The sequence below is a fragment of the Mucilaginibacter lappiensis genome, assembly GCF_900155965.1.
Classification (GTDB): Bacteria; Bacteroidota; Bacteroidia; order Sphingobacteriales; family Sphingobacteriaceae; genus Mucilaginibacter; species Mucilaginibacter lappiensis.
In genome coordinates this window covers 287,815-309,057 of the sequence record NZ_FTMG01000002.1, presented here as the reverse complement: position 1 = coordinate 309,057, position 21,243 = coordinate 287,815, and the positions used below count along the sequence as shown (strand labels likewise).

At 42.6% G+C, this 21,243-nt stretch carries 19 protein-coding genes; 1 reads left to right on the top strand and 18 read right to left on the bottom strand.

Annotation, left to right across the window (positions count from 1 at the left end; genetic code table 11):
* The first annotated feature begins 59 nt into the window (after window positions 1–59).
* Window positions 60–938 carry a DUF4349 domain-containing protein gene (locus BW976_RS05500; protein ID WP_076371232.1) on the top strand — a complete coding sequence of 293 codons (879 nt, stop codon included), beginning with the start codon at window positions 60–62 and terminating at the stop codon, window positions 936–938.
* 116 nt (window positions 939–1,054) lie between these two features.
* Here BW976_RS05500 and BW976_RS05495 read toward each other — a convergent pair whose 3' ends face one another.
* From BW976_RS05495 to BW976_RS05410, 18 genes are all read right to left on the bottom strand, one after another.
* Window positions 1,055–1,771 (bottom strand): 2-phosphosulfolactate phosphatase, encoded by a 717-nt coding sequence (locus BW976_RS05495; protein ID WP_076371872.1) that lies wholly within the window; start codon window positions 1,769–1,771, stop codon window positions 1,055–1,057.
* 95 nt (window positions 1,772–1,866) lie between these two features.
* Window positions 1,867–2,946: a glycine cleavage system aminomethyltransferase GcvT gene (gene gcvT, locus BW976_RS05490; protein WP_076371230.1), complete on the bottom strand. Its 1,080-nt coding sequence runs from the start codon at window positions 2,944–2,946 to the stop codon at window positions 1,867–1,869.
* A 107-nt stretch (window positions 2,947–3,053) separates the two neighbouring features.
* Entirely contained in the window at window positions 3,054–4,307 is a 1,254-nt protein-coding gene (locus BW976_RS05485) for a glycosyltransferase family 4 protein (protein ID WP_084192079.1), read from the bottom strand.
* Between the two features lie 93 nt (window positions 4,308–4,400).
* The gene (locus tag BW976_RS05480; protein WP_076371228.1) at window positions 4,401–4,997 is read right to left on the bottom strand and encodes a ribonuclease HII; all 597 of its coding nucleotides are present in this window, start codon (window positions 4,995–4,997) and stop codon (window positions 4,401–4,403) included.
* Window positions 4,998–5,213: 216 nt separating this feature from the next.
* A complete protein-coding gene (locus tag BW976_RS05475; RefSeq protein WP_076371226.1) occupies window positions 5,214–6,452 on the bottom strand; it encodes a PP2C family protein-serine/threonine phosphatase in 1,239 nt (412 codons plus the stop codon).
* A gap of 39 nt (window positions 6,453–6,491) precedes the next feature.
* Entirely contained in the window at window positions 6,492–7,691 is a 1,200-nt protein-coding gene (locus BW976_RS05470) for an ABC transporter permease (RefSeq protein ID WP_076371224.1), read from the bottom strand.
* A 302-nt stretch (window positions 7,692–7,993) separates the two neighbouring features.
* Window positions 7,994–9,124: a glycosyltransferase family 2 protein gene (locus tag BW976_RS05465; protein WP_076371222.1), complete on the bottom strand. Its 1,131-nt coding sequence runs from the start codon at window positions 9,122–9,124 to the stop codon at window positions 7,994–7,996.
* Window positions 9,108–10,082, bottom strand: coding sequence for a lysylphosphatidylglycerol synthase domain-containing protein (locus BW976_RS05460; protein ID WP_076371220.1), 975 nt, complete (start codon window positions 10,080–10,082; stop codon window positions 9,108–9,110). The genes BW976_RS05465 and BW976_RS05460 overlap by 17 nt, the downstream gene beginning before the upstream one ends.
* An 81-nt stretch (window positions 10,083–10,163) precedes the next feature.
* Window positions 10,164–11,009: a dienelactone hydrolase family protein gene (locus BW976_RS05455; RefSeq protein WP_076371218.1), complete on the bottom strand. Its 846-nt coding sequence runs from the start codon at window positions 11,007–11,009 to the stop codon at window positions 10,164–10,166.
* Window positions 11,010–11,135: 126 nt separating this feature from the next.
* A complete protein-coding gene (locus BW976_RS05450; RefSeq protein ID WP_076371216.1) occupies window positions 11,136–13,277 on the bottom strand; it encodes a xanthine dehydrogenase family protein molybdopterin-binding subunit in 2,142 nt (713 codons plus the stop codon).
* A gap of 6 nt (window positions 13,278–13,283) precedes the next feature.
* Window positions 13,284–14,264, bottom strand: a complete 981-nt coding sequence (locus BW976_RS05445) for an FAD binding domain-containing protein (protein WP_076371214.1) — start codon at window positions 14,262–14,264, stop codon at window positions 13,284–13,286.
* Complete coding sequence (locus BW976_RS05440) at window positions 14,261–14,905, bottom strand: (2Fe-2S)-binding protein (protein WP_076371213.1); 645 nt, start codon at window positions 14,903–14,905, stop codon at window positions 14,261–14,263. Before BW976_RS05440 ends, BW976_RS05445 begins: the two co-directional genes overlap by 4 nt.
* 321 nt (window positions 14,906–15,226) lie before the next feature.
* Window positions 15,227–15,622 (bottom strand): RNA recognition motif domain-containing protein, encoded by a 396-nt coding sequence (locus BW976_RS05435; RefSeq protein WP_076371212.1) that lies wholly within the window; start codon window positions 15,620–15,622, stop codon window positions 15,227–15,229.
* Between the two features lie 216 nt (window positions 15,623–15,838).
* The gene (locus BW976_RS05430; protein ID WP_076371210.1) at window positions 15,839–16,291 is read right to left on the bottom strand and encodes a 3-oxoacyl-ACP synthase; all 453 of its coding nucleotides are present in this window, start codon (window positions 16,289–16,291) and stop codon (window positions 15,839–15,841) included.
* 422 nt (window positions 16,292–16,713) lie between these two features.
* Window positions 16,714–17,343 (bottom strand): gluconate 2-dehydrogenase subunit 3 family protein, encoded by a 630-nt coding sequence (locus BW976_RS05425; RefSeq protein ID WP_076371208.1) that lies wholly within the window; start codon window positions 17,341–17,343, stop codon window positions 16,714–16,716.
* 22 nt (window positions 17,344–17,365) lie between these two features.
* Window positions 17,366–19,099, bottom strand: a complete 1,734-nt coding sequence (locus tag BW976_RS05420; protein ID WP_076371206.1) for a GMC family oxidoreductase — start codon at window positions 19,097–19,099, stop codon at window positions 17,366–17,368.
* Window positions 19,100–19,228: 129 nt separating this feature from the next.
* Window positions 19,229–19,900, bottom strand: a complete 672-nt coding sequence (locus BW976_RS05415; protein WP_076371204.1) for a 3-keto-disaccharide hydrolase — start codon at window positions 19,898–19,900, stop codon at window positions 19,229–19,231.
* A gap of 158 nt (window positions 19,901–20,058) precedes the next feature.
* The gene (locus BW976_RS05410) at window positions 20,059–21,114 is read right to left on the bottom strand and encodes a hypothetical protein (RefSeq protein WP_076371202.1); all 1,056 of its coding nucleotides are present in this window, start codon (window positions 21,112–21,114) and stop codon (window positions 20,059–20,061) included.
* Between the last annotated feature and the right edge of the window lie 129 nt (window positions 21,115–21,243).

The following is a 21,243-nucleotide window of genomic DNA, read 5'->3' as shown; positions in this document are numbered from 1 at the left end:
TTTAGCGTAACTTTACAAGGCTAATCAGAATTTATGGTAACACATTAATTAGCCTTGTTATGAAAGCTTATCTTATTTCAATTACCCTATTACTGTCCTTGTCGGCATGTGGACATAAAGCTGAAGAGCAAAAAGAAAAAGCACAAGCTGTTTCGTTTGCCCCTCCAGCTGTAAAACCGGATGATGAAGCGCTTGAAAAAACTCCTGTTATGCAGGATATCGCCATTGCGGAACCGTCCGGCAATTCAACTAGCCCGAGTCAAGTTCGTGACACCACAAAAAAGATCATTAAAAGTGGTACTATTCAGTTTGAGGTCAGTAACATTAATGCTGCCCGCAAAAAGATCCTGCAATCGCTCAAAAAGTATGGTGGCTATGTTGACGAGGACAATCAAACCACCAACAGCGATATAAACCGTAAGGAGTATAATTTAAAAGTAAGTATCCCGGCTAAGTACTTTGATTCCCTGCTTGACTCGGTATCTGCATCGGCCGATAAGATCGATACCAAAAATATTACTGTAAGCGATGTTACCACCAGGTACATCGACATGAAAACACGACTAGACAATAAAAAGATCCTGGAGAACCGGTATCTCGAGCTACTTAAAAAAGGAACCAAGATCTCAGATTTGATGGAGATTGAAAATAAGCTAACCGAGATCCGCAGTGATATTGAGTCGGCCCAGGGACAGTTAAATTATCTGAACAAACAAATAGCCTACAGTTCCTTAGATATTACTTTTTATACCAAAGCAACTACCCAGAATATTGATGATCAGTTTACCAATAAATTTAAAACATCAATTAGTACTGGATGGACCTTTTCAAAAAACCTGTTTTTTGGGATAATTTCCATTTGGCCTATCCTGCTAATTGCAGGGATTGTTTATTTTATGTTAAAAAGCTGGAGAAAAAGGGTGAAAAAGACGGAGTAACAGCAATAATTTGTCATCCTAAGGAACGAAGGATCTATTAGCCGATTTGCATGCCTACGAATAGATTCTTCGCTGTCGCTCAGAATGACAAAGTTTAAATTTTGGATGAACCTTACCTAAACCAACCTCACCAACCGCTCTCCCTCTAACACGGGGATTGCGGTTGTAATATCAACCTGCAGGCAAAACTCAATATCTTTTTCGATACCCAGTTTCTTAAGCCGCTCGCCATGCGATGTTTTTTTGAGGTAAAGGTTAATATCATCTTTACCTAACTGAAAAAGATCATTAGCGGCAATGGCGGCATCGTCCAACACAAAATCTTCCGTTTTTAACTGTTCAATTACAGCGCCGGCAAACAGGGAGTCTTCCAGGTTAAAATTATTTTTCCAGCCTGCACATACCAGCAGTATATTTTCGTGCTGGGTTTTTAACCAGTTACTTAATGCCGTAAGATTTAAAAATGAGCCAATAACAATACGCTTGGCGCTGAGCGATAAATGTAATGCGTGAGTACCGTTGGTAGTGGTTAGTACGATGGTTTTGCCGACTACTTTTTCGGCAGTGTAGGAGAATGGCGAATTGCCAAAATCGAACCCATCTACTACTTTTCCATCACGTTCTGCTGCCAGTAAGTAATCCAGCCCTTTCTCTCTATACGCGGAACACTCTTCAACCTGTGATACCGGGATAATAGCCTCAGCACCGTTTTCAATACCATAACATATAGATGATGTTGCCCTGAAAATATCAATAACCACTACAATGTATTCTTCTACATTATAAAGCGGCAGCAATGCCGGGGTAAGGCAAACGTTTAAATTTTTAGTCATTTGTGATTTGGTCATTATATCATTTAGTCATTAGGTCATTATTATAAGGAGCCAATAAAAAATGACTTAATGACTAAATGATCGGAAGAGAATGACTATTTATAAAAAGGCGGCTTTACAATTTTAGCTTTCACTTTATTGTCTCTGATACTGATGTATATTTCAGCGCCTTCTTTGGCAAACTCTGTATTTACGTAACCCATGCCAATGGCTTTTTGTAACGATGGCGATTGTGTACCCGAAGTTACTTTACCTATGTTATTACCCTCAGCATCAACAATAGGATAATCGTGACGGGGAATACCCCTGTCTATCATTTCAAAACCTACAAGCTTACGACTTACACCGGCTTGTTTTTGTTGTTGCAGGGCTTCGGAATTGGTAAATGTTTTGCTGAATTTGGTTACCCAACCTAAACCGGCTTCTAATGGGGAAGTGGCATCATCAATATCATTGCCATATAAACAGAAACCCATTTCCAGGCGTAAGGTATCACGTGCGCCTAATCCTACCGGTTTAATACCGAAAGGTTCGCCGGCTTTAAAAATAGCTTCCCAGATCTGATCGGCGTATTGATTATCGAAATAAATCTCAAAACCACCCGCACCTGTATATCCAGTGGCGGATATGATCACATTATCAACACCTGCAAATTTCCCCCTGTTAAAGGTGTAATACTCCATAGATACGAGGTCAACTTCGGTAAGGCTTTGCAAAGCCTCAGCCGCTTTAGGACCCTGGATAGCCAGCAGTGAGGTGCGGTCTGATATGTTTTTCATATCCACACCCATGGTGTTATATTTAGATATCCAGTTCCAGTCTTTTTCAATGTTGGAGGCATTAACCACCAGCATATAGGTTTTTTCGTCGAGCCTGTAAACCAGCAGGTCATCCACAATACCGCCGTCCTCATTAGGAAGGCAAGAATATTGTACTTTGCCGTCATATAATTTTGAGGCATCATTACTGGTTACCCGTTGTATAAGGTCAAGTGCGTGTTCGCCTTTTAAAATAAATTCTCCCATGTGGCTTACATCAAATACACCAACCGCTTTACGTACAGTTTCGTGTTCGGCGTTTATCCCGGCATATTGCACAGGCATATTGTAACCAGCAAAGGGCACCATTTTGGCGCCGGCTTTAATGTGTGTAGCTGTTAAGGCAGTATTCTTCATCGTTTACGTTTATGGCGCAAAAGTAATTATTCTGACGGGAATTTTGAGGGCTCCATGAACCTTGATTTTTGACATCAGATTTTAAGGAGTAATTTGAAGGTCAAGGACTAACAAAGTTTCTCATAAAACTGCGCCAGATCATGAGTCACAGCGTTTACATCGTGCTGTTGCTCAACCAACTTTCTTGCGTTTATGCCTACGGTTCGGCAATACTCCTCATCGGTAATGCAACGCTCAATGGCGTCATAAAACTCTTCCTGGTTATTAGCGATGATAATATTGGTGCCGTTTTCAAAATTTATACCTTCGGCCCCGATAGATGTGGAAATGATACATTTTTGCATGGCCATGCCTTCCACAATTTTCACCCGCATACCTCCGCCCGATAAAAGCGGCACTATCATAATAGCTTTGCTGTTTACAAATTCATAGGCATCATCTACTTCGCCCTGGATAAATATTTTACCCATCACCTCGTAATCATCAAAGCGATCGGGAATATTATGACCAGCCACATAAAACTTTACGCGCAGGTCACCATCCGTCAGGTCTTTATGAAAATTATCAATAAACCATTCTATGCCTTCGCGATTAGGCAGCCAGTCTAACGATCCCAGGAAAAACAAACTCGGAAATTCTGTTTTTTCAAAATCGGGCCGGTATTGGGTAAGATCGATCCCTACCGGGAATATTTCAACCGGGATAGTGGTTCCGTAAGAGAGCATGGTATTCTTATCTTCGGCTGTAAAAACGGCAATGGCATCCACTTTATTGAGCTGTTGCAGCTCGTAATCCTTTACCCGCCGGGCCAGCATACGCAGATACCATTTTTTAAACAGATCGCTTTTTTGTTGTGCCAGACGTTGCCATACCTGGTGCTCGATATTGTGCGAGCGATAAATCATTTTTGCCCTGGAGTGTTTGCGTATGGCTGCTAAATAGGGGGTTACAAACAAGCCTTCAAACTGCACAATATCATAAGCCGTTTGCCTAAGTTCGCGTACTAATAGTTTTTCAAACTCAGCATCATAATATCGGTCAATATCGTTTGATTTTTTGCTGAACAGGTTTATCAGCCCATCCAGCATGGATATGCTGATGTCAATATTATAGGTAGTATAGTTTATCTTAGTAAGCAAGTCATCGGTTACCTCATGCGGGTTACCGTTATATTTTTTGGCGTTCAACGCTACCAATGATACCTTATGCCCAAGCGCAACCAAACCTTTTATAGTGTTATACACCACAATGGCATAGCCTCCGTTTTTCGGAAACGGCACTCGGTGGGTTAAAATAAGGATTTTCATCAGGGTAAATTGTTTTTTAATAGCGATGAAGCTATCATGAGCCGTTTTACTCATTTCGGTTTGTGAACCTTTAGCTCATGATGGTTTCAATTGGATACCTGGTTTGGTGCAAAAATACCAACCAGAACGCCGTAATCAAAGGCATCGTTAAAAAATACTTAACTGCGGGTCGGTAACGCGAAAAGTACGGCGGTGATAGGGTGTATATCCTATCTTCATGACCGTTTCACGGTGCTTAATAGTAGGGTAACCCTTATTGCTATGCCAGTCATACTCCGGATGCTCGGCCGCTATCTGCAGCATAAAGTCGTCACGATAGGTTTTGGCCAGGATAGAAGCGGCTGCTATGCTGAAAAATTTACCATCGCCCTTAATGATACATTCATGCGGAACGTTAGGGTATTTTTTAAACCGGTTTCCGTCGATAATTAAAAACTGGGGGGCTAAATGCAGTTTTTCAATAGCCCGGTGCATAGCCAGGAACGAGGCATTTAAAATATTGATCTCATCTATCTCCCGGTTGTCAACCGATGCCACGGCAAAGGCAATAGCTTTTTGTTCTATCTCGGTACGCAGCTGATATCTTACCTGTTCAGATAATTGTTTGGAGTCGTTAAGCAAATGATGATCAAAATCAGATGGAAGTATTACCGCGGCAGCGAAAACAGGTCCGGCCAAACATCCGCGACCAGCTTCATCACATCCCGCCTCAATCAAATCATACTGGTACCTGGCTGATAACATATGGGCAAATATAGGTTTTTGGGATTTTTGGAGCAAGGACTTGGGGAGTAAGGATTTTGGGAGCAAGTTTTTTTAACGTGAGTTCGAGATAAAAGTGGGTTTACATGGTTTACACTTTTCATGGTTAACATCAGCTTATTTGGTTGAAAATCAGATAATTAAATGAGCTACCAAGCAAAATAATGTAAACCCACTTTTATCTCGAACTCACGTTAGTTAAAATATCCTTAAAGTGAGCAGGGTAATATCATCAATGGATTTGCTTTTAACCACGTGGTTCAAATGCTCCAACAGCGTATCATTAAAATGATCGGGCGATAGGTGTCCGTTGGCCTTTACAAAATCAAGTAACTTATCCTCGTTCCAGATTTTGGTATTGATGGTTTCAAAATCCATCAGTCCATCAGTATAGTTAAATATCAGGCTACCGGGTTCCATGTCAATCTCACCCTCATTTAAAAATGGGAGCTCTTCAAAAACACCAATCATGGTTGTGCCCAATTTTAAGTGGATGGCTTCCCCGTCTGAGTATAGGATGCTGGGATTGTGACCGGCATTAATATAGTTAAGCTTGCGTTTTTTTTCATTGTACCGGGCCAGGAACAGGGTTATAAACCTTTCGCCCTTGGTATTGCTCAATACTATCTTATTCAGGCGGTCAATAATATTGGTCAGATCTTCCTCTACCGCGGCCCAGGCATGCAAGCTGGCCTGAAAATTAGCCATGAGCAAAGCGGCCGAGATTCCCTTGCCAGATACATCAGCAATGCACCACAAAAATTCATTTTCATTAAGCCTTATAAAGTCAAAATAATCACCGCCGATATTTTGATGCGGCAGATATTTGGCGCCTATTTCTACACTGTCGTCCTTATGCATCCGCAGCGGGATCAGCATATTCTGCACCTCAACGGCCAGTTCCATCTCCCGTTGAAAACGCTCAGATTGTAAACGTTCCCGAAATAGTTTTTTATTCTCCAACGCCACAATGATCACATTCATAAGCGTTTGAATAAAGTTCAGGTCGTTGTTAAGCATCTCGCCAGAGGTGTTAAAATCACCGATAAGGGCGTAGGCTAAAACTTTGCTTTTGTGATGTATGGGGATAAAGTAATTATACTTTTGGAGTAGGGGGTCATGATGATCGGTTATAGCAACAGGCGATTTGATCTTACTTAATTTATTGCAAGCCCTGCTTAATAAAATGGCCGACTCGATCTCACCGCCATATTTGGAAATGCAGACAAATTTATTCTCTTTCTCAATAAAAAAACGAAGCTTCCCCACTTGCAGATAACTCTGCAAGATCACTTCGAGCATTTGTATGAGTATAGGAGTAGCGGTGTTTTTATTAATGGCCCGGGTAATCTCTAACAGGGAGTTTAACTCCGACTGTCTTTTGAGCAACAAGCTGATTAATTCATCTTCACCAGAATTATCTTCTATATATTGCATCTGTTGTTAGTAGTCACTGACTAAAGTAAAAAAATATTTTCAAATGCGTGTACTTTGTGATTTTATATCGAAGGCATCGCGCAAGCCTACGGTTACAAGGTTAAAAGCATATACCAATAACATAATAGCTAAACCCGGAATGATGGCAAGGTACGCCGAGTTCATGACAATATAACCATAATGTTCTTTAATCATTCCGCCCCAGGTTGGCATAGGTGGTTGCGCGCCAAACCCTAAAAAGCTAAGCCCCGCCTCCAGCAGTATGGCCGAAGCAAAATTGGACGAGGCCAACACCAGGATAGGTCCGGTTATATTAGGTAAGATATGCTTGGTAATGATACGGGTATTGTTAAAACCCAATGCCCTGGCCGCTTCAATATATTCCACTTGTTTAAGGCTCATCACCTGGCCGCGAACCAGGCGTGCCACCTCAACCCACATAGACAAGCCTACCGCTATAAATATTTGCCACAGTCCCTTACCCAAAGCAAATGATATAGCAATAACCAGCAACAGGGCAGGTAACGACCATAATATATTCATCAACCAGCTAAGGCAGGCATCTATCCAGCCACCAAAATAGCCGGCAATAGCGCCTATAGTTACGCCAAGCAGCATACTGATCAATACCGACATCAAACCTACTGCCAACGATATGCGGGTGCCCAGCAACATCCTGCTCAACATATCGCGCCCGTAAATATCTGTACCCAGCCAAAAGGTGCGGGAGACTATCTGATCGGCCACTATCTTATCTGTAAAGCGCTTATATATCTCCTTGCTTTTATTGCCTGAGATACCCGGATTTAATAACACCGAACCATAATGGTACCTGGGCTTGATGCCGTTCACTACTTCAAAAATATTATAGGCTTTCTTTTCGGGTTTGTCTTCATCCCCGATGTATTCATTTACAATAATGGAGTCCTGTACAAAATGGTAGCCGGTGATGGGAACATCCCGGTAAAATGAAGGCTGACCAAAAAACATCCTGGTAAAGAAACCAACGGTATCAACCGGCTCACTTTTCCGTACCCGCAGCATCATAAAAGAGGTACCCGGTTTTTTGATGCTCAGCTGGATAGTCATATTATTGGCATGCGGACTCTGATCAGGCATGATTAAATAGCCCAGTACGGCCACCAATAAGGTCAATATAATAAAAACAAGCCCGGCAACGGCAATCTTATTGCGTTTAAACGCCTGCCAGGCACGTTTTGATGGGGTAAGTTCTGCCAATAGTAATTTTGCTTTCGGCTAAATATCGCTTAAAAAGGGGCAATTAACAAACGGGTAAATCAATCTTTACAATGGCTTGTTATTTTACCAGGGAAATTGCTTTTAAAAATTTATTCGGCTAAGCCAATTTCAATTTTATGCTTTCCGCCCCATAAATGGGACGGCAATGAATTTTGAATTTTTTGCAGATTGAATTTTTTATTCATTGCCGTTTAGCTTCAGCCAACGGTTAAATATTAATGCTCAAAAAGGCTTTAGCCAAACCCAATTCTGGCCGAGCGTTCTAAAAGCGATTTTCCGGGCTATTTTACCACCCTGTCTTTCCACAAGTATTTACGATTGTTGCCCATCAGTCCTATGACCACAAAATATACAATGTGCAGCGGAATCAGTAAAATAAGCAAACTTACCAGGTAGGTACGTTTAAAAAACGTGGTTATAGGCAGCAGATAAAGAATCTCAAACAGGTATTTCAGTAAAAACTGAACCAGGAAAAGTTTTAAGAAATACAGATCATAAAAGCCTAACGCTGCATTAACCAATAATGAAACATTAAATAACCAAATGCATAAGCCAAAGGCTACCACTTTTTTATCCTTGTACTTAGTTGATTTAGACGCCCAGCGCCGTCTTTGCTGCATAAACTCCTGCAGGGTATGTTTGGCGTGCGTATATACCACGGCCTCGGTTTGTTTTAAAAAGCCGATCCTGCCGGGATAACGCTCGGCAACTTTTTGCAATAACAACTCATCATCGCCCGATGCCAGATCGTCAATGCCGGCAAAACCACCCACTTCATAAAATACATCTTTCCGATAGGCAAAATTTGCCCCGTTACAGGTTGATGCCCGGCCATTGCCAATAAATGCAGCGCCAATACCAATTAAATAGCCAAACTCCAGGGTTTGCATCAGTTCAAATAGTGAACGCTCTTCAAAGTAAGTTACCGGTGATGATACCATCACCAGGTTGTTGGTTTCGTAATAACCTACAATGGATGACAACCATGCAGGTCCCATGCGGCAATCAGCATCAGTGGCCACCATGAGCTCCCCTGTAGATAATTTGATGGCTTCGGCAATTGCCTTTTTCTTGTAGGAGTTCAGCGCGCGTTCTTCCTGTAGTTGCAATAACCTAACCCCACGACTGGCATAGCTGCTGATGATGGCTGCAGTATTATCGGTGGAATGATCATCAACAATAATTACTTCAAACAGGTGTTTAGGATAGTCCTGGGCTAAAACATCTTCAATGGTCAAACTGATTCGTTCTTCCTCATTACGGGCAGCTATCAATATGGTAACTTTGGTTTGAGGGGGTCCTTCTTTTACCGGAATAACCTTTACCCTGCTCCACCCGCGTATCAAATAAATTATTAACAGCAGGTAAATACCTGTTAAAAACAGCGAAACAAAACTATGCAGTGCGATCAAAGAATTTGAGTTTAAAAACGAATAAAGACCCTAAAATGGCCGGAATAATTAAATTAATGAGCCATATTGACGATACGCCTGCAATAATAGCTATTTTTTGATCGGTTACATAGGCAAACAGATGCGAAGCGGTAAAGCTGCGCACACCCACATCAAGCAAATCAAGCGATGGAACAGCCGATGTTACGAAGAAATAAACAAACAGCATCATCACCATTGGAAAAAACGCGAACTGCGGAATAAGCAGGTGAAATACAATACAGTATTGAATAGTAAAGGTAAAATACCGGGCCATGCTAAAACCCAGGATACGTATGAGCTCCTTGGTCTTATACCGGCCCATAATATCAAAAAAACGGTGATATTTCCGGAGGAAGGCTATCCGGTTAAGTAAATTAATGATGCCCTTGATATGAAAAAAACAGATCAGCAATATGGTCATGGTTAATGCCGATATCAGGATGATCACCACAAATAACCAGGCACTTACCGGAATGTATTTATAAAAGAGCCATATGATGGCTATCAGCCCTAAAAGATTGGTCATAATAATTTGCCCAAAAGCGCCAACAGCCATGGCAAAAACACCGTGTATACGTTTGCGGTTAGGCAAAAATAGTACCCGTCCGCCGTATTCACCAACCCGGTTGGGTGTAGAAATAGCCCAGGTAAGTCCGCAAAAAACAGCTTCTATTGATTCCCAAATAGAAATATTAACTAATCTTTGAGCCAGGTATTGCCACTTAAAAGCCTCCAGTACCCAGTTAACCACCATTAATAAAACCACTATACCCATCACTATAAACACATGGGTACTGTTTATTTGGGCGGTTAGCGCCTGAAACTGTTTGAGGTCATTATTTTTTTTATAAAACTGGTGATATATATACCAGCCGGCCATGACCAACACGGCCGTTTTAAGCGAAATGGAAACTATTTTTTTGGTAGAAGTAGTCAAAGGTAAATTTTATGCAATGTTACAAAAAAACCGGGCAAGCTTTTCGCTTGCCCGGTATAACGTAACAGCAATATGTTTTGTTTATTTCAAACGTGCTTTTAAAAAAACTATTGTATTGGCATAGGCATCTTTGGTGGCATTGCTGTCATAAATGGGATTACTGGGATTAGCAAAGCCATGATCGGCATCATACTGGTGCAGATATAGTTTTTTTTCCGCCTTTTTCATGTCGGCATCAAATTTAGCCACAACCTTAGGATTTATCCATTGATCTTTATTGGCAAAGTTTCCCAATACATCGGCATTTAATGTTTTTAAACGGTTAACATCCTGCTCGGGCATACCATAATACATTACGCAGGCTACGGCTTTTTTACCAGCCAGTAAACTGGTTTGCAGGCTCCAGCCGCCGCCAAAGCACCAGCCAATAGTCGCGATATGCGCTTTAGGACCGGTATAAGCAATGGCTCCGTTGATGATAGCCTTGGCCCGATCTTCATTTACAGCCTGCATAAATTTGCCAGCTTCTTCTTTGGTAGTGGCCACCTTGCCATCGTAAAGATCAAGGTCGATCACGTTAACATTCCCTAGATCGTTGTAAATTTTTTCAGATTCTTTCTTTACAAAATCATTTAAGCCCCACCATTCGTGTATCACCAGGATATAGTTGTTGGTAGCCTTTTTTGCTTTTAGTAAATACGCAGTTGATTCTTTACCATCGGGGGTTTTATAAGTAATGGCTGTTCCAATAGTGCTTTGAAAATGAATGGGTAATGGATTTTTGTGGGCAGCTCTGAAATTTTCGCTGGATGCCAGCATGGCAAACTGCCTTGTTGCCGAAGGTTTGCTACAGCAAACCACCTTACGTTGTGCAAAAGAAACAACGCCCAAACAAATAAACAGGGTTAAAAGAATTAGTTTTTTCATAGACGGTTTTTTAGTGTTAATAAGTTAAATACTACACTGGCAATACGTTGTTAAACCATTAGGGTTGTGTAATCAGGAAAATAAATCTTAGATAAACCAAAAAAGCGCTATTACCGGTTGGACATTCTACGCAATCACTTTGTCTGGAGTTATAGGTAATTCCCGTACTCTTTTCCCCGTAGCATTATAAACCGCATTAGCTACCGCTGCAGCCATGCCTACAAGGGCAATTTCGGCCATCCCTTTTGCGCCCATCGGGTTCAGGATAGGGTCGGGTTTATTAACAAACAGGGCATCTATCTGCGGAATATCGGCATTTACCGGTACATGATAATCGGCATAGTTGTTATTAATATAACGGCCATAGCGATGGTCGATCACAGCCTCTTCCATCAGCGCCATTCCTATACCCCCAATAGCTCCGCCTACAATCTGGCTTCGGGCTGTTTTGGGGCTGATGATCGTACCGCAATCAGCCACGGATGCTACCTTATCAATCTTTACCACACCCGTAGATCCGTTTACCAGCACCTTAACAAAATGTACCGACCAGGAATTCATCGAATATTTATCGCGCCCCTCGCCACCGGTTGATTTGGCAGTTACCTCCAACAACGGCAGATCATGTTGTTTAAGGATCTGTGCGTAATCTGGGTTATCCGTTCCGCTATTGCCTGTTAGCTTTTGAATTTTATCTTTCAGTTCCACACAAGCCTGGTGCACTGCTGATCCGACACTCGCTGTTGTGGCCGAACCACCTTGCGTTGGTGCCTGGGGCAGGTCAGAGGCGCCATTTTCAAAGCTGATCTTATCGGCAGGCATACCCATTTGTTCAGCAGCAATCAATACCATAGCCGTACCTGTTCCGGGGCCAATGTCGCTTACGGCGCTTTGTAAATGCAATGTCCCATCGGCCTTCATGGTAGCTTTAACTGTTGCTCCACTCCGATAGGCGCCAAACATACCGCAACCTATACCATAACCTACAAACCAGCCATCTTTTTTTACGGTTCCGGGTTGTTGTTTCCGATCGTTCCAGCCTATGTGATCAGCTCCGAGCTGGTAAGCCTCTTTCAAATATTTACTCGAAAATGGCTTGCCATTTTCCGGATCAGTTTCGGCATAATTACGCAAACGCAGCTCAACGGGGTCGATGCTTAAGACATAAGAAAGCTCATCCAGGGCAGACTCTAATGCGAATGCCCCTGTTGCTTCACCCGGACCACGCATCCAGGTTGGTGTACCTACGTTAAGGGCCACTAAATTATATTTGGTATTTACGTTAGGGCATGCGTACAAACTCTGGCTTACATTAACAGCCCCTTCGGTGAAGTTTTCGTAAGGCGATGTTTGTCCGTACGCTTGGTGGGTAATACCTGTAAGTTTTCCATCAGCAGTAGCACCAATTCCTATTTTTTGCCAGGTATGCGGGCGGTATCCTACTGAAGTAAACATATCTGCACGGCTAAGCACCAACTTTACCGGTTTCTTAACCGCTTTGGCACCTAGTATAGCTACAATTTCATGCGGCCATGTTCGCAACGCGCTGCCAAAGGCACCGCCTACAAAGCGGGAGTTTACCTGCACATTTTCAAGCGGTATATTAAATAACTGCGAAATATCATGTTGGGTAGCTTTAACACCCTGTGTTTTATCCCAAACGGTAATTTTATCATCGGCATCCCAGCGGGCAATAATGGCGTGCAGCTCCATGGGGTTATGCGTATTGGTGGGTACCATATATTCCTGTTCCAATTTTATCGGAGCTGATTTCCAGGCATCCTCGGTACCACGTTTGTATAAACCATCGCCACGTGGTGGATACCCTTTTCCGAAATTCTCTGTTAAATTGGTTTGATGTTCCTCTTTATTATAGGTTGCCTTAACCAACGATGCACCATACAGCGCGCGCTCATAAGTATCGGCGATAACCAGGGCTATTGGTTGCCCATTGTAAAATATTTTATCATCATTAAATACCTTTAGCTGGGCTCTTACTCCTTTTTGATCAGGCTGAAAGCCCGGAACTTTTGGCGCGTTAAGATAAGTAACCACGAATAACACACCCGGAGCGCGCTCTGCTGTTTTAATGTCAAAAGCAGCAATACTACCTTTGGCTATAGCACTACCCACTAATACCCCATAGGTTAATCCTTCTACAGCATACTCTGCAGAATATTTGGCGGCCCCGGTAACCTTTAACCGCCCGTCTATCCGGCTCATCCCGTCGGCTGATGAAGGCCGGTTTATGTTGATTGCTTTTTCCATAGGATGTTAAACTAAACCAGCGGCGTGTTTTAAAGCCTCGGTGATACTGGCCGGGGCCAGTTTTAATTTAAAAGAATTGTGCCCATAGGCTTTGGCCCCCTGCATAGCCAGCTGGGCGGCCTGTTGAAAACTCTCTTCCGAAGCCTTTTTCCCAATGAGCAATTTTTCGGCATCAAATAACCGCCAGGGTTTATGAGCTACACCGCCCATCGCCAGTCGTGCATTTTGTATGATACCATTTTCAATATCTAAAGCCGCAGCAACTGATACCAAGGCAAAAGCGTATGATTGCCGGTCGCGTACTTTTAAATAGTAGCTATTTTTTTGCAGGTTATTATTGGGTATTTCCACACCAACAATCAACTCGCCGAAGGGCAGATTGTTATCTGTTTCGGGATGATCGCCCGGCAGGCGGTGAAATTCGGTAAATGGCACACGATGTTCGCCCTTTTTTCCGGCAATAATTACTACCGCATCCAGGGCGGCTAAAGCCACACACATATCGCTGGGGTGAACCGCTATACATTGCGAACTGGCGCCAAATATGGCATGCATCCGGTTAACCCCTTCATAAGCCCCGCATCCGGAACCGGGAACGCGTTTATTGCAAGGCATAGCCGTATCATAAAAATAGCCGCAACGGGTACGCTGCATCATATTGCCGCCAACGCTTGCCATATTACGCAACTGCGGCGATGCCCCGGATTTAAGCGCCATAGCTAAAAGCGGTTGCTTTTCGGCAACTAATTTATTTTCAGATACAACGCTGTTTAAGGCCAGCGCACCAATATATAATCCTTTGGGCGTTGAAGTAATATGTTTAAGCGGCAAATGATTAATATCCACCAGCTTGTCGGGCGCGGTAACACCACGCTTCATCAGATCAACCAGGTTGGTACCACCTGCTATTATTTTGGTGCCGGGCTTATTGATCACTTCCAGTACGGCCTGTTGTGTGGCCGGCTGAACATATTGAAATTGTTTCATATGGCTTGCCCTCCATTTTTCACTTCCTGTATGGCATTAACTATATTAGGATAGGCACCGCAACGGCAAATATTGCCGCTCATATATTCGCGGATCTCATGCTCCGAGCCGGCATGGCCCTCACGGATACAGGCTACTGCCGACATGATTTGCCCGGGAGTACAATAGCCACACTGAAAGCCATCATGCTTTATAAAAGCCTCCTGCATCGGATGTAATTGATCGCCATGGGCCAAACCTTCAATAGTTGTGATCTTTTTACCATTCATCATAACGCCCAGTGTTAAGCAGGAGTTAATCCGCCGTCCATCCACATGCACGGTACAAGCACCGCATTGCCCATGGTCGCAGCCTTTTTTGGTTCCGGTTAGATCAAGTTGTTCGCGCAAAATATCCAATAAAGTTGAACGGGGCTCAACCGAAAGATTATGCGGCTTTCCATTAACCTCCATTTTTAATGGCATTTTTTCAAAAACAGCTGCAATTTCCTCATCTACGTGCAAATCGGCTGCTTTTACGGCAATTCCTGGCGTAAAAGCAACAGCCGTTAATAACGATGATTGTTTAAGGAAAATTCTCCTGGAGCTATCTTTTACCTCCTGCTCGTTTACGGGCATGGTCAAACTTTCTTTGCTTTCCATAAAAAATAGGCTTAATATGATGTTAAGTTAGGCATTTTTAGTAAAAACAACAGCAGGTAAGCAATGTTTTACATCATCAATAACGCCAAAAAGCAATAAAAGGAGAGGGTGTTAAACAGAGTTATTTGCCTGAGAAGCAAACTAACGGAGCTCTTTCCAGAATAAAATTAACACGGATAAAGTTTCACGAACTATATATAGGGATACACTGCCGGTAAATTAACCAGCGAGCAATAACGATCCAAAATCAGCCCGGGACAGTACTTTTTTAAAGCAAAACACCGGGTAATGTAGCCCCGGTGTTCTGTTTTAACTTATAATTTACCAACGACCGCCACCGCCGCCGCCTCTGTTACTATCTTTTGAGTAGCCGCCGCCACCACCGCCACGGTTTCCACCGCCGCCGTAGCCACCACCGCCACCACGGTTTCCACCGCCGTAGCCGCCACCACCACCGCTTCTGCGGTCGGTTGCTTTTTTCTCTTCGGCCTGGCTTACAGCAATTGAACGACCTCTAACTTCAGAGCCATTTAAGCCGGTAATAGCTAATTGGGCAGCCTCATCATCAGGCATTTCAACAAATCCGAAACCCTTGCTTCTTCCAGATTCCCTGTCAATAATTATTTTTACAGTGCTTACTTCACCGTACGCTTCAAAAAGCTCTTTTAAATCGGCTTCCTCTAATTGAAAAGGAAGACTTCCTGCAAATATGTTCATCAATTTTTAATTTATAATAGCAAGGTTCTTTTTTTACTTGCCTCGTTTTGTTAACATCAAATATAGTAATAGATATTTGATGATTACTGCAAGAATTTGTGAATGAACGTTTTTATTTTTTTTTAATAATTAAAATATCCTTTAACTAAAACAAAATAATACGCATTTGCGTTAAAGGTTTCCCTTTAAATATTTGTATAAATTGGTTCTGGAGGGCTAGTTTACTGATTGAATGACGTAAAGTTTGGAATTAAGACTGAAGCTATCGCCTGTTGTTTTACCCAGCAACAAGGCGCCAATAGGAGAGGCCGGAGACACCGCAAAGTAGGTTTTACCGTCAACAGAGAGGCTTCCGGCACTTATAGCCAGGTAAAAATTACCATTATTCGTCATAATCACACTGCCCGTTTCTGCTTTTGTACCCGCGCCATTAGTACTGATACGGTTAAGGGCCACCAATAATTTATTAGCTTCGTTTAGCTGGGTTAAATTACGATTAGTTTCCTGCTGCATCATCGCTCTGCCCGTTTCATATTTATCGCCGGCACTGCTTTTGGTATCTTCGTTCGATGCTTTTTGCGCTTCTTTGATGCCCAGTTCAGCCGCATCCATGCTTTTACGCACATAATTTACGCATTGATCATGCAGTTTTTTCTTCAGGTCGCTCATTTATATGATTATATTCAACGCTAAAAAACAGTTAAAAGCACACAGGGCGCCTTTTCTCTACGTTTTCAGGAAACACAAATAAAGCAATTTATTATCAGGTGCGAGATGACAAAATAGAGCATAAAATAAAAGCCCCCTTGCACTCGCTGCTTGGGGGCTTTAAACCTAAACCTTATCACTATTTGCAGGTGTGAACCTACAAAGTAGATAAACGTATCAAATTGCCGAAATGATATATTCACCCGCCACTAATTGACAAAATAATGATAATTCAAACAGGGAATTTATATTAATTACCTAACTATCAGCGTTTTGAAATTTTCTTAAAGGTGAAAAAAATTGCCTTAATTAAATTTGTTACAAAAAAACGCCGGGCTGTTTTATAACCCGGCGTTTGGTACTATTTATCAGCTAATGTCTTCTTATACATTCTCCATACCGTAATGTTTCAGTATGTCTGTTGGTACGCCGGTCCATTTTCCGGGAGCATTACCTGCATAACCAATATCTTTAACACCCATTTCGCTGGTAAAAAAGCCAGATGCGGTTAAATCGCGCATGCGGTTAAAGAAAGCTACACCCTGGGCCATATCCGGCGTTGCTTTACCCGGGTAAGCAATCAGGTCAATAACTTCTATCTGCTGCGCATGGGTGCTATCGGTAAATGTTTTACCAAAACGATTCAGGCATTGCAGATCAAGCCAGCGTAAACCACCACGTAAGGGTGTTTGGTGCTGAGGCATATCTTTTACAATGAACTCAATGAAATCAGGCACTTTGGCATCTGTTGCACTACCCGATTTCCCGTCCTTAGGGATAATGATATCTACCAACACAGTAATGGTAGCCATTTCTGCAGTTGTAAAGAATTTATCGGCGTTCAGCTTTTTATCGCGTTCAACCTCAAATGGCTGGCGACCGGCTTCTGGTGCGGCAGGTGTAGCTGCAGCCTCTTCACCCGTTTTTTTATTATCGGTTTTACAGGCTTCCAGTAATAATCCTGCTGAGAGTGTACCAAAGCCTATAGCTTTTAGGGAGTCACGTCTGTTCATAACTAATTTTTATTGGGGCTTGTTAAACGTTTAATTTTTTTCTTTCCTGTAAAATATATTCAGCGGTACGCATAGACAGGGCCAGGATAGTCCAGGTTGCATTTTTATCGCCCTGCTGAACAAACGGAGCAGCATCAACCACAAATAAATTTTTGCAATCATGTGCCTGGCACCATTTATTTAAAGCCGATTTTTTAGGATCGTCACCCATACGTATGGTTCCTACTTCGTGGATGATCTTACCCGGTGCTTCTAAACCGTAGTTGGTATCGGCACCTTGCGGACCTCCATAAATAGCGCCCATGTTGTGCATGATCTCCTGGAAGGTTTCCTGCATGTGTTTAGCTTGTTTAACCTCGTCATCGGCCCATTTGTAGTGGAAACGCAGTACCGGGATACCATACTTATCAACCACATTCGGGTCGATCTCACAATAGTTATCATAACGGGCTATAGCTGTACCACGACCGGCCATACCAAACTGGGTACCATAAAAACGACGGTAATCATCTTTTAACGAAGCACCATAACCACCGGCCTCTTTCTTTTTGCCATTACGATCGGGCACCGCGCCATTCATGTTCTGGATACCGCTGCCAAAACCGTATGACGGCATATGCAGACCACCACCGTATTCGATGTGATAACCGCGAGGAAAATCCAATTTTTTATTATCCAGCCACCATGGTGAGTAGATGTGCACACTGCCTACACCATCTTCGTTATAGCGTTTACGATCCATCAATTGCGGAAGGAAACCACCCGCGCTTGATCCGGTTGAATCATGCAGGTATCTACCTACAACACCGCTACTATTGGCCAAGCCGCCAGGATGTTCTGCTGATTTAGAATTCAACAGGATCCTTGCCGATTCACCGGCGCTGGCCCCAAGTATTACCGTTTTGGCATTTACCTGGTATTCTTGCATATCTTCTTTACTGATGTATGATACACCGGTAGCCAAACCTTCTTTATTGGTTAGTACCTCACGCACCATGGCATTGGTGATCACCTTTAGGTTACCTGTTTTTACAGCAGGAATAACCAAACATGATGATGCTGAAAAATCTCCATAAACCTTACAGCTACGGCCGCACTGTCCGCAGAAAAAGCATGCGCCACGATCTTTATTACCAGGCAATGCCTCGGTTAAAACAGAACCACGACCAGCAATGGTGGTTACACCCGCTTTTATTGCGCCTTGTTTAATGTACAGTTCATTTAATCTTGGTTTTGGCGGCGGTAAAAAGATACCATCCGGTTCGTTTTCCAAACCTTCTTTAGTGCCGTAAACACCTATCATACGGTCAACCTTATCATAGTAAGGCTTTACCTCCTCATAAGTGATTGGCCAATCGTCTGTAAGACCATCTTTGGCCTTAAAGTCATGCGGCCCCATACGTAAGGAGATACGGCCCCAGTGATTGGTACGGCCGCCCAGCATGCGCGAGCGGAACCAGAAAAACTCTGTTTGGTCTTTAGTTGTGTAAGGTTCGCCTTCCAGCTCCCAGCCGCCATAAGCAGCGTCGAAATCACCAAAAGGACGGGTAGTACCCGCACCGCGACGTGGTGATTCCCATGGCCATTTTAATTGTTGGGAGTCTTTGGCTGGGTCAAAATAGGCTCCGGCCTCCAGCATTAACACTTTTACACCGGCATTGGCTAACACATAACCAGCCATACCGCCACCAGCTCCCGAACCTACAATGACTACATCGTAAGTTTCTGCTGATTTCTTGATTTGTAGATCGCTCATATAATATCAGGTGTATCCTCTGTTAAGAGAAGAAAAGATGCACGCGCAGGCATGCATCTGCATTCATTTGGTTTTTTATGGTATAAATATATTGAACGCAAAGCGTTACAACATAAACATTTTTTAATATTATAACTGCTTGATGTAAATATTGCGGAATGCAACCTCATGGTTATGATCTTGCAATGCGATATGGCCTTTTGGATATTTCGCGAAATCGGTCCAGTTTTTGAATTTGCTCTTAGCCAGCATTTCTTTCCACTCGTCGCTGCCAATCTCGGTTTCTACTATTTTAGTCCCATTTAACCAAAAAGTAAGGTGACCATTCTTTTTACGCAATACTACCGAGTTCCATTCGCCGGCTGGTTTTGTCACATCAGCAGATGGAGCTTTCATGTCATATAAAGAACCCGCCAGGTGGTTTGCTAGCTTATTATCGCTGGCTTTGGCATTGTCCAATACCTGCATTTCGATACCGGTAAGATAAGTTTCGTTGAATTTGGGATCTTCGTGCACGCCAAAAATAATCCCGCTGTTTCCGGTTTCAGAAATCTTCCAGTCCAGTTTCAGCTCGTAATTTTCGTATTCACCATCCGTGATCAAATCTCCCTGGCCTTCGGCTTTCGGGTCAAGCTGCAACGCGCCGTCAACAACTTTCCATGCACCTGATCCTGTTTTTAAATAGGTATGCCAACCGGTGGTTGTTTTACCATCAAATAAAGGTTTAAAGCCTTTGGATTGCGCCGATACCGCGAAATGAAGCGCAGGGATAGCCATAAGGCTCAAAAGGGTCTTTTTCATTATAAATGTTTTAGATTTAATTAAGATATACCATTAGGTTGGGCTAAATATATCTGCTTTTTTTCAATGCTAAAACGATTATATGAAAAATAAATTACAAACAGCTGTGAATAGCCGTGTAAAAATATAGTTATATAGAAACAGGTCTCTTTTTTGGCTTAATGCTTACCAAAATTGAAGGATAGGTCTGACGCCAGTCCAACAGTTATATAGCCGTAACTATCCTCAAAAAACTGATTATAATCATCCTGCCCACGATAGCCGCCGCCAAACATCAGGGCTGTACTCGGCATAAAAGGGAATTGATAATAATATTTCAAACTTACATTAAGGCGTTTCTTAAAATCAACTGCCGAATAGTTATCGTACTTATCAGCAATGTAAGTGAAATCAAAGCGGATACGCTGCCAGTTTTTGTATACCTTTTTACCCTTCTCCAGCGGATCGTCATAGGCCTTGGCAAAATTATACATACGGCTGCCATTAACCCTTATAAATCCATAATGATCCTTTAACCCTTCAGATACCCCCAGGCCAAATAAACCAGCGTGTACTTCAAGCGCTATATTATCATAACGGTTAATGATCAGATCCTGCTTATCAATGCGTTTACCGGTATAATAAGTAAGGGTATAAAAGTTAGTTGTAAACTTTCCGCTGTCGCGATTAAAGCTGCCATCGGGGTTCAATGATGGGCCCCTTACGCCGTTAGAGTGATGCGAATAGCCAAACGACAGAAATTCTGGTTTATAGGTATCCTCGTTCAGTCTGTAAAATATGGTAGCTCCCGGCATAAAACTTGGCGATTTTACCGGCGCTCCCCTTGAAGCCAGCAAACGTATTTTAACCCTCGCTGTAAATACAGCAAAAAATCGCGATTTAGGTGTCTGGAACAAGATAAAGTTTGGCGCCAGATCGGCGGTTAACTGGGTTTTTACCTTGTTAAAATAATCATTCCCTCCCTCAGACGTCCGCAAGTTTTGTATAAATATGTTATCAAATGCGTTATTAATTAACCGCCGTTTCAGCAGGGTAGAATCAGCCGTGGAATCAGCTATTGATACATACGGTTGTTTAGACACCGTGCCTTTAGCCATTAATGTGCTGGGCAAAGCAAGGCAAAGCAGGCAACAGATTACTTTTAAGGCAGAGGTTAAGTTGATATGGTAGGCGTTATTCTTAAAACGCGTTTTGTTGGGTAAAAAATTGATCAATGTAGTATGAATTATGTTGACCGGTAGTAAATGAATTTAAAATCAACAGCTTCCGGTCACACTATGTTAAAATACTGTTAAAAATTATGCGGCAATATTAGATATTATTCTTTTTTAAGTGGCAGACAC

What these genes read in the sequence shown, in the direction of transcription:
- BW976_RS05500 (WP_076371232.1), top strand. Translation starts at nt 60, where the DNA reads ATGAAAGCTTATCTTATTTCAATTACCCTATTACTGTCCTTGTCGGCA.
- BW976_RS05495 (WP_076371872.1), bottom strand. Translation starts at nt 1,771, where the DNA reads ATGACTAAAAATTTAAACGTTTGCCTTACCCCGGCATTGCTGCCGCTT.
- gcvT (WP_076371230.1), bottom strand. Translation starts at nt 2,946, where the DNA reads ATGAAGAATACTGCCTTAACAGCTACACACATTAAAGCCGGCGCCAAA.
- BW976_RS05485 (WP_084192079.1), bottom strand. Translation starts at nt 4,307, where the DNA reads ATGAGTAAAACGGCTCATGATAGCTTCATCGCTATTAAAAAACAATTT.
- BW976_RS05480 (WP_076371228.1), bottom strand. Translation starts at nt 4,997, where the DNA reads ATGTTATCAGCCAGGTACCAGTATGATTTGATTGAGGCGGGATGTGAT.
- BW976_RS05475 (WP_076371226.1), bottom strand. Translation starts at nt 6,452, where the DNA reads ATGCAATATATAGAAGATAATTCTGGTGAAGATGAATTAATCAGCTTG.
- BW976_RS05455 (WP_076371218.1), bottom strand. Translation starts at nt 11,009, where the DNA reads ATGAAAAAACTAATTCTTTTAACCCTGTTTATTTGTTTGGGCGTTGTT.
- BW976_RS05450 (WP_076371216.1), bottom strand. Translation starts at nt 13,277, where the DNA reads ATGGAAAAAGCAATCAACATAAACCGGCCTTCATCAGCCGACGGGATG.
- BW976_RS05445 (WP_076371214.1), bottom strand. Translation starts at nt 14,264, where the DNA reads ATGAAACAATTTCAATATGTTCAGCCGGCCACACAACAGGCCGTACTG.
- BW976_RS05440 (WP_076371213.1), bottom strand. Translation starts at nt 14,905, where the DNA reads ATGGAAAGCAAAGAAAGTTTGACCATGCCCGTAAACGAGCAGGAGGTA.
- BW976_RS05435 (WP_076371212.1), bottom strand. Translation starts at nt 15,622, where the DNA reads ATGAACATATTTGCAGGAAGTCTTCCTTTTCAATTAGAGGAAGCCGAT.
- BW976_RS05430 (WP_076371210.1), bottom strand. Translation starts at nt 16,291, where the DNA reads ATGAGCGACCTGAAGAAAAAACTGCATGATCAATGCGTAAATTATGTG.
- BW976_RS05425 (WP_076371208.1), bottom strand. Translation starts at nt 17,343, where the DNA reads ATGAACAGACGTGACTCCCTAAAAGCTATAGGCTTTGGTACACTCTCA.
- BW976_RS05420 (WP_076371206.1), bottom strand. Translation starts at nt 19,099, where the DNA reads ATGAGCGATCTACAAATCAAGAAATCAGCAGAAACTTACGATGTAGTC.
- BW976_RS05415 (WP_076371204.1), bottom strand. Translation starts at nt 19,900, where the DNA reads ATGAAAAAGACCCTTTTGAGCCTTATGGCTATCCCTGCGCTTCATTTC.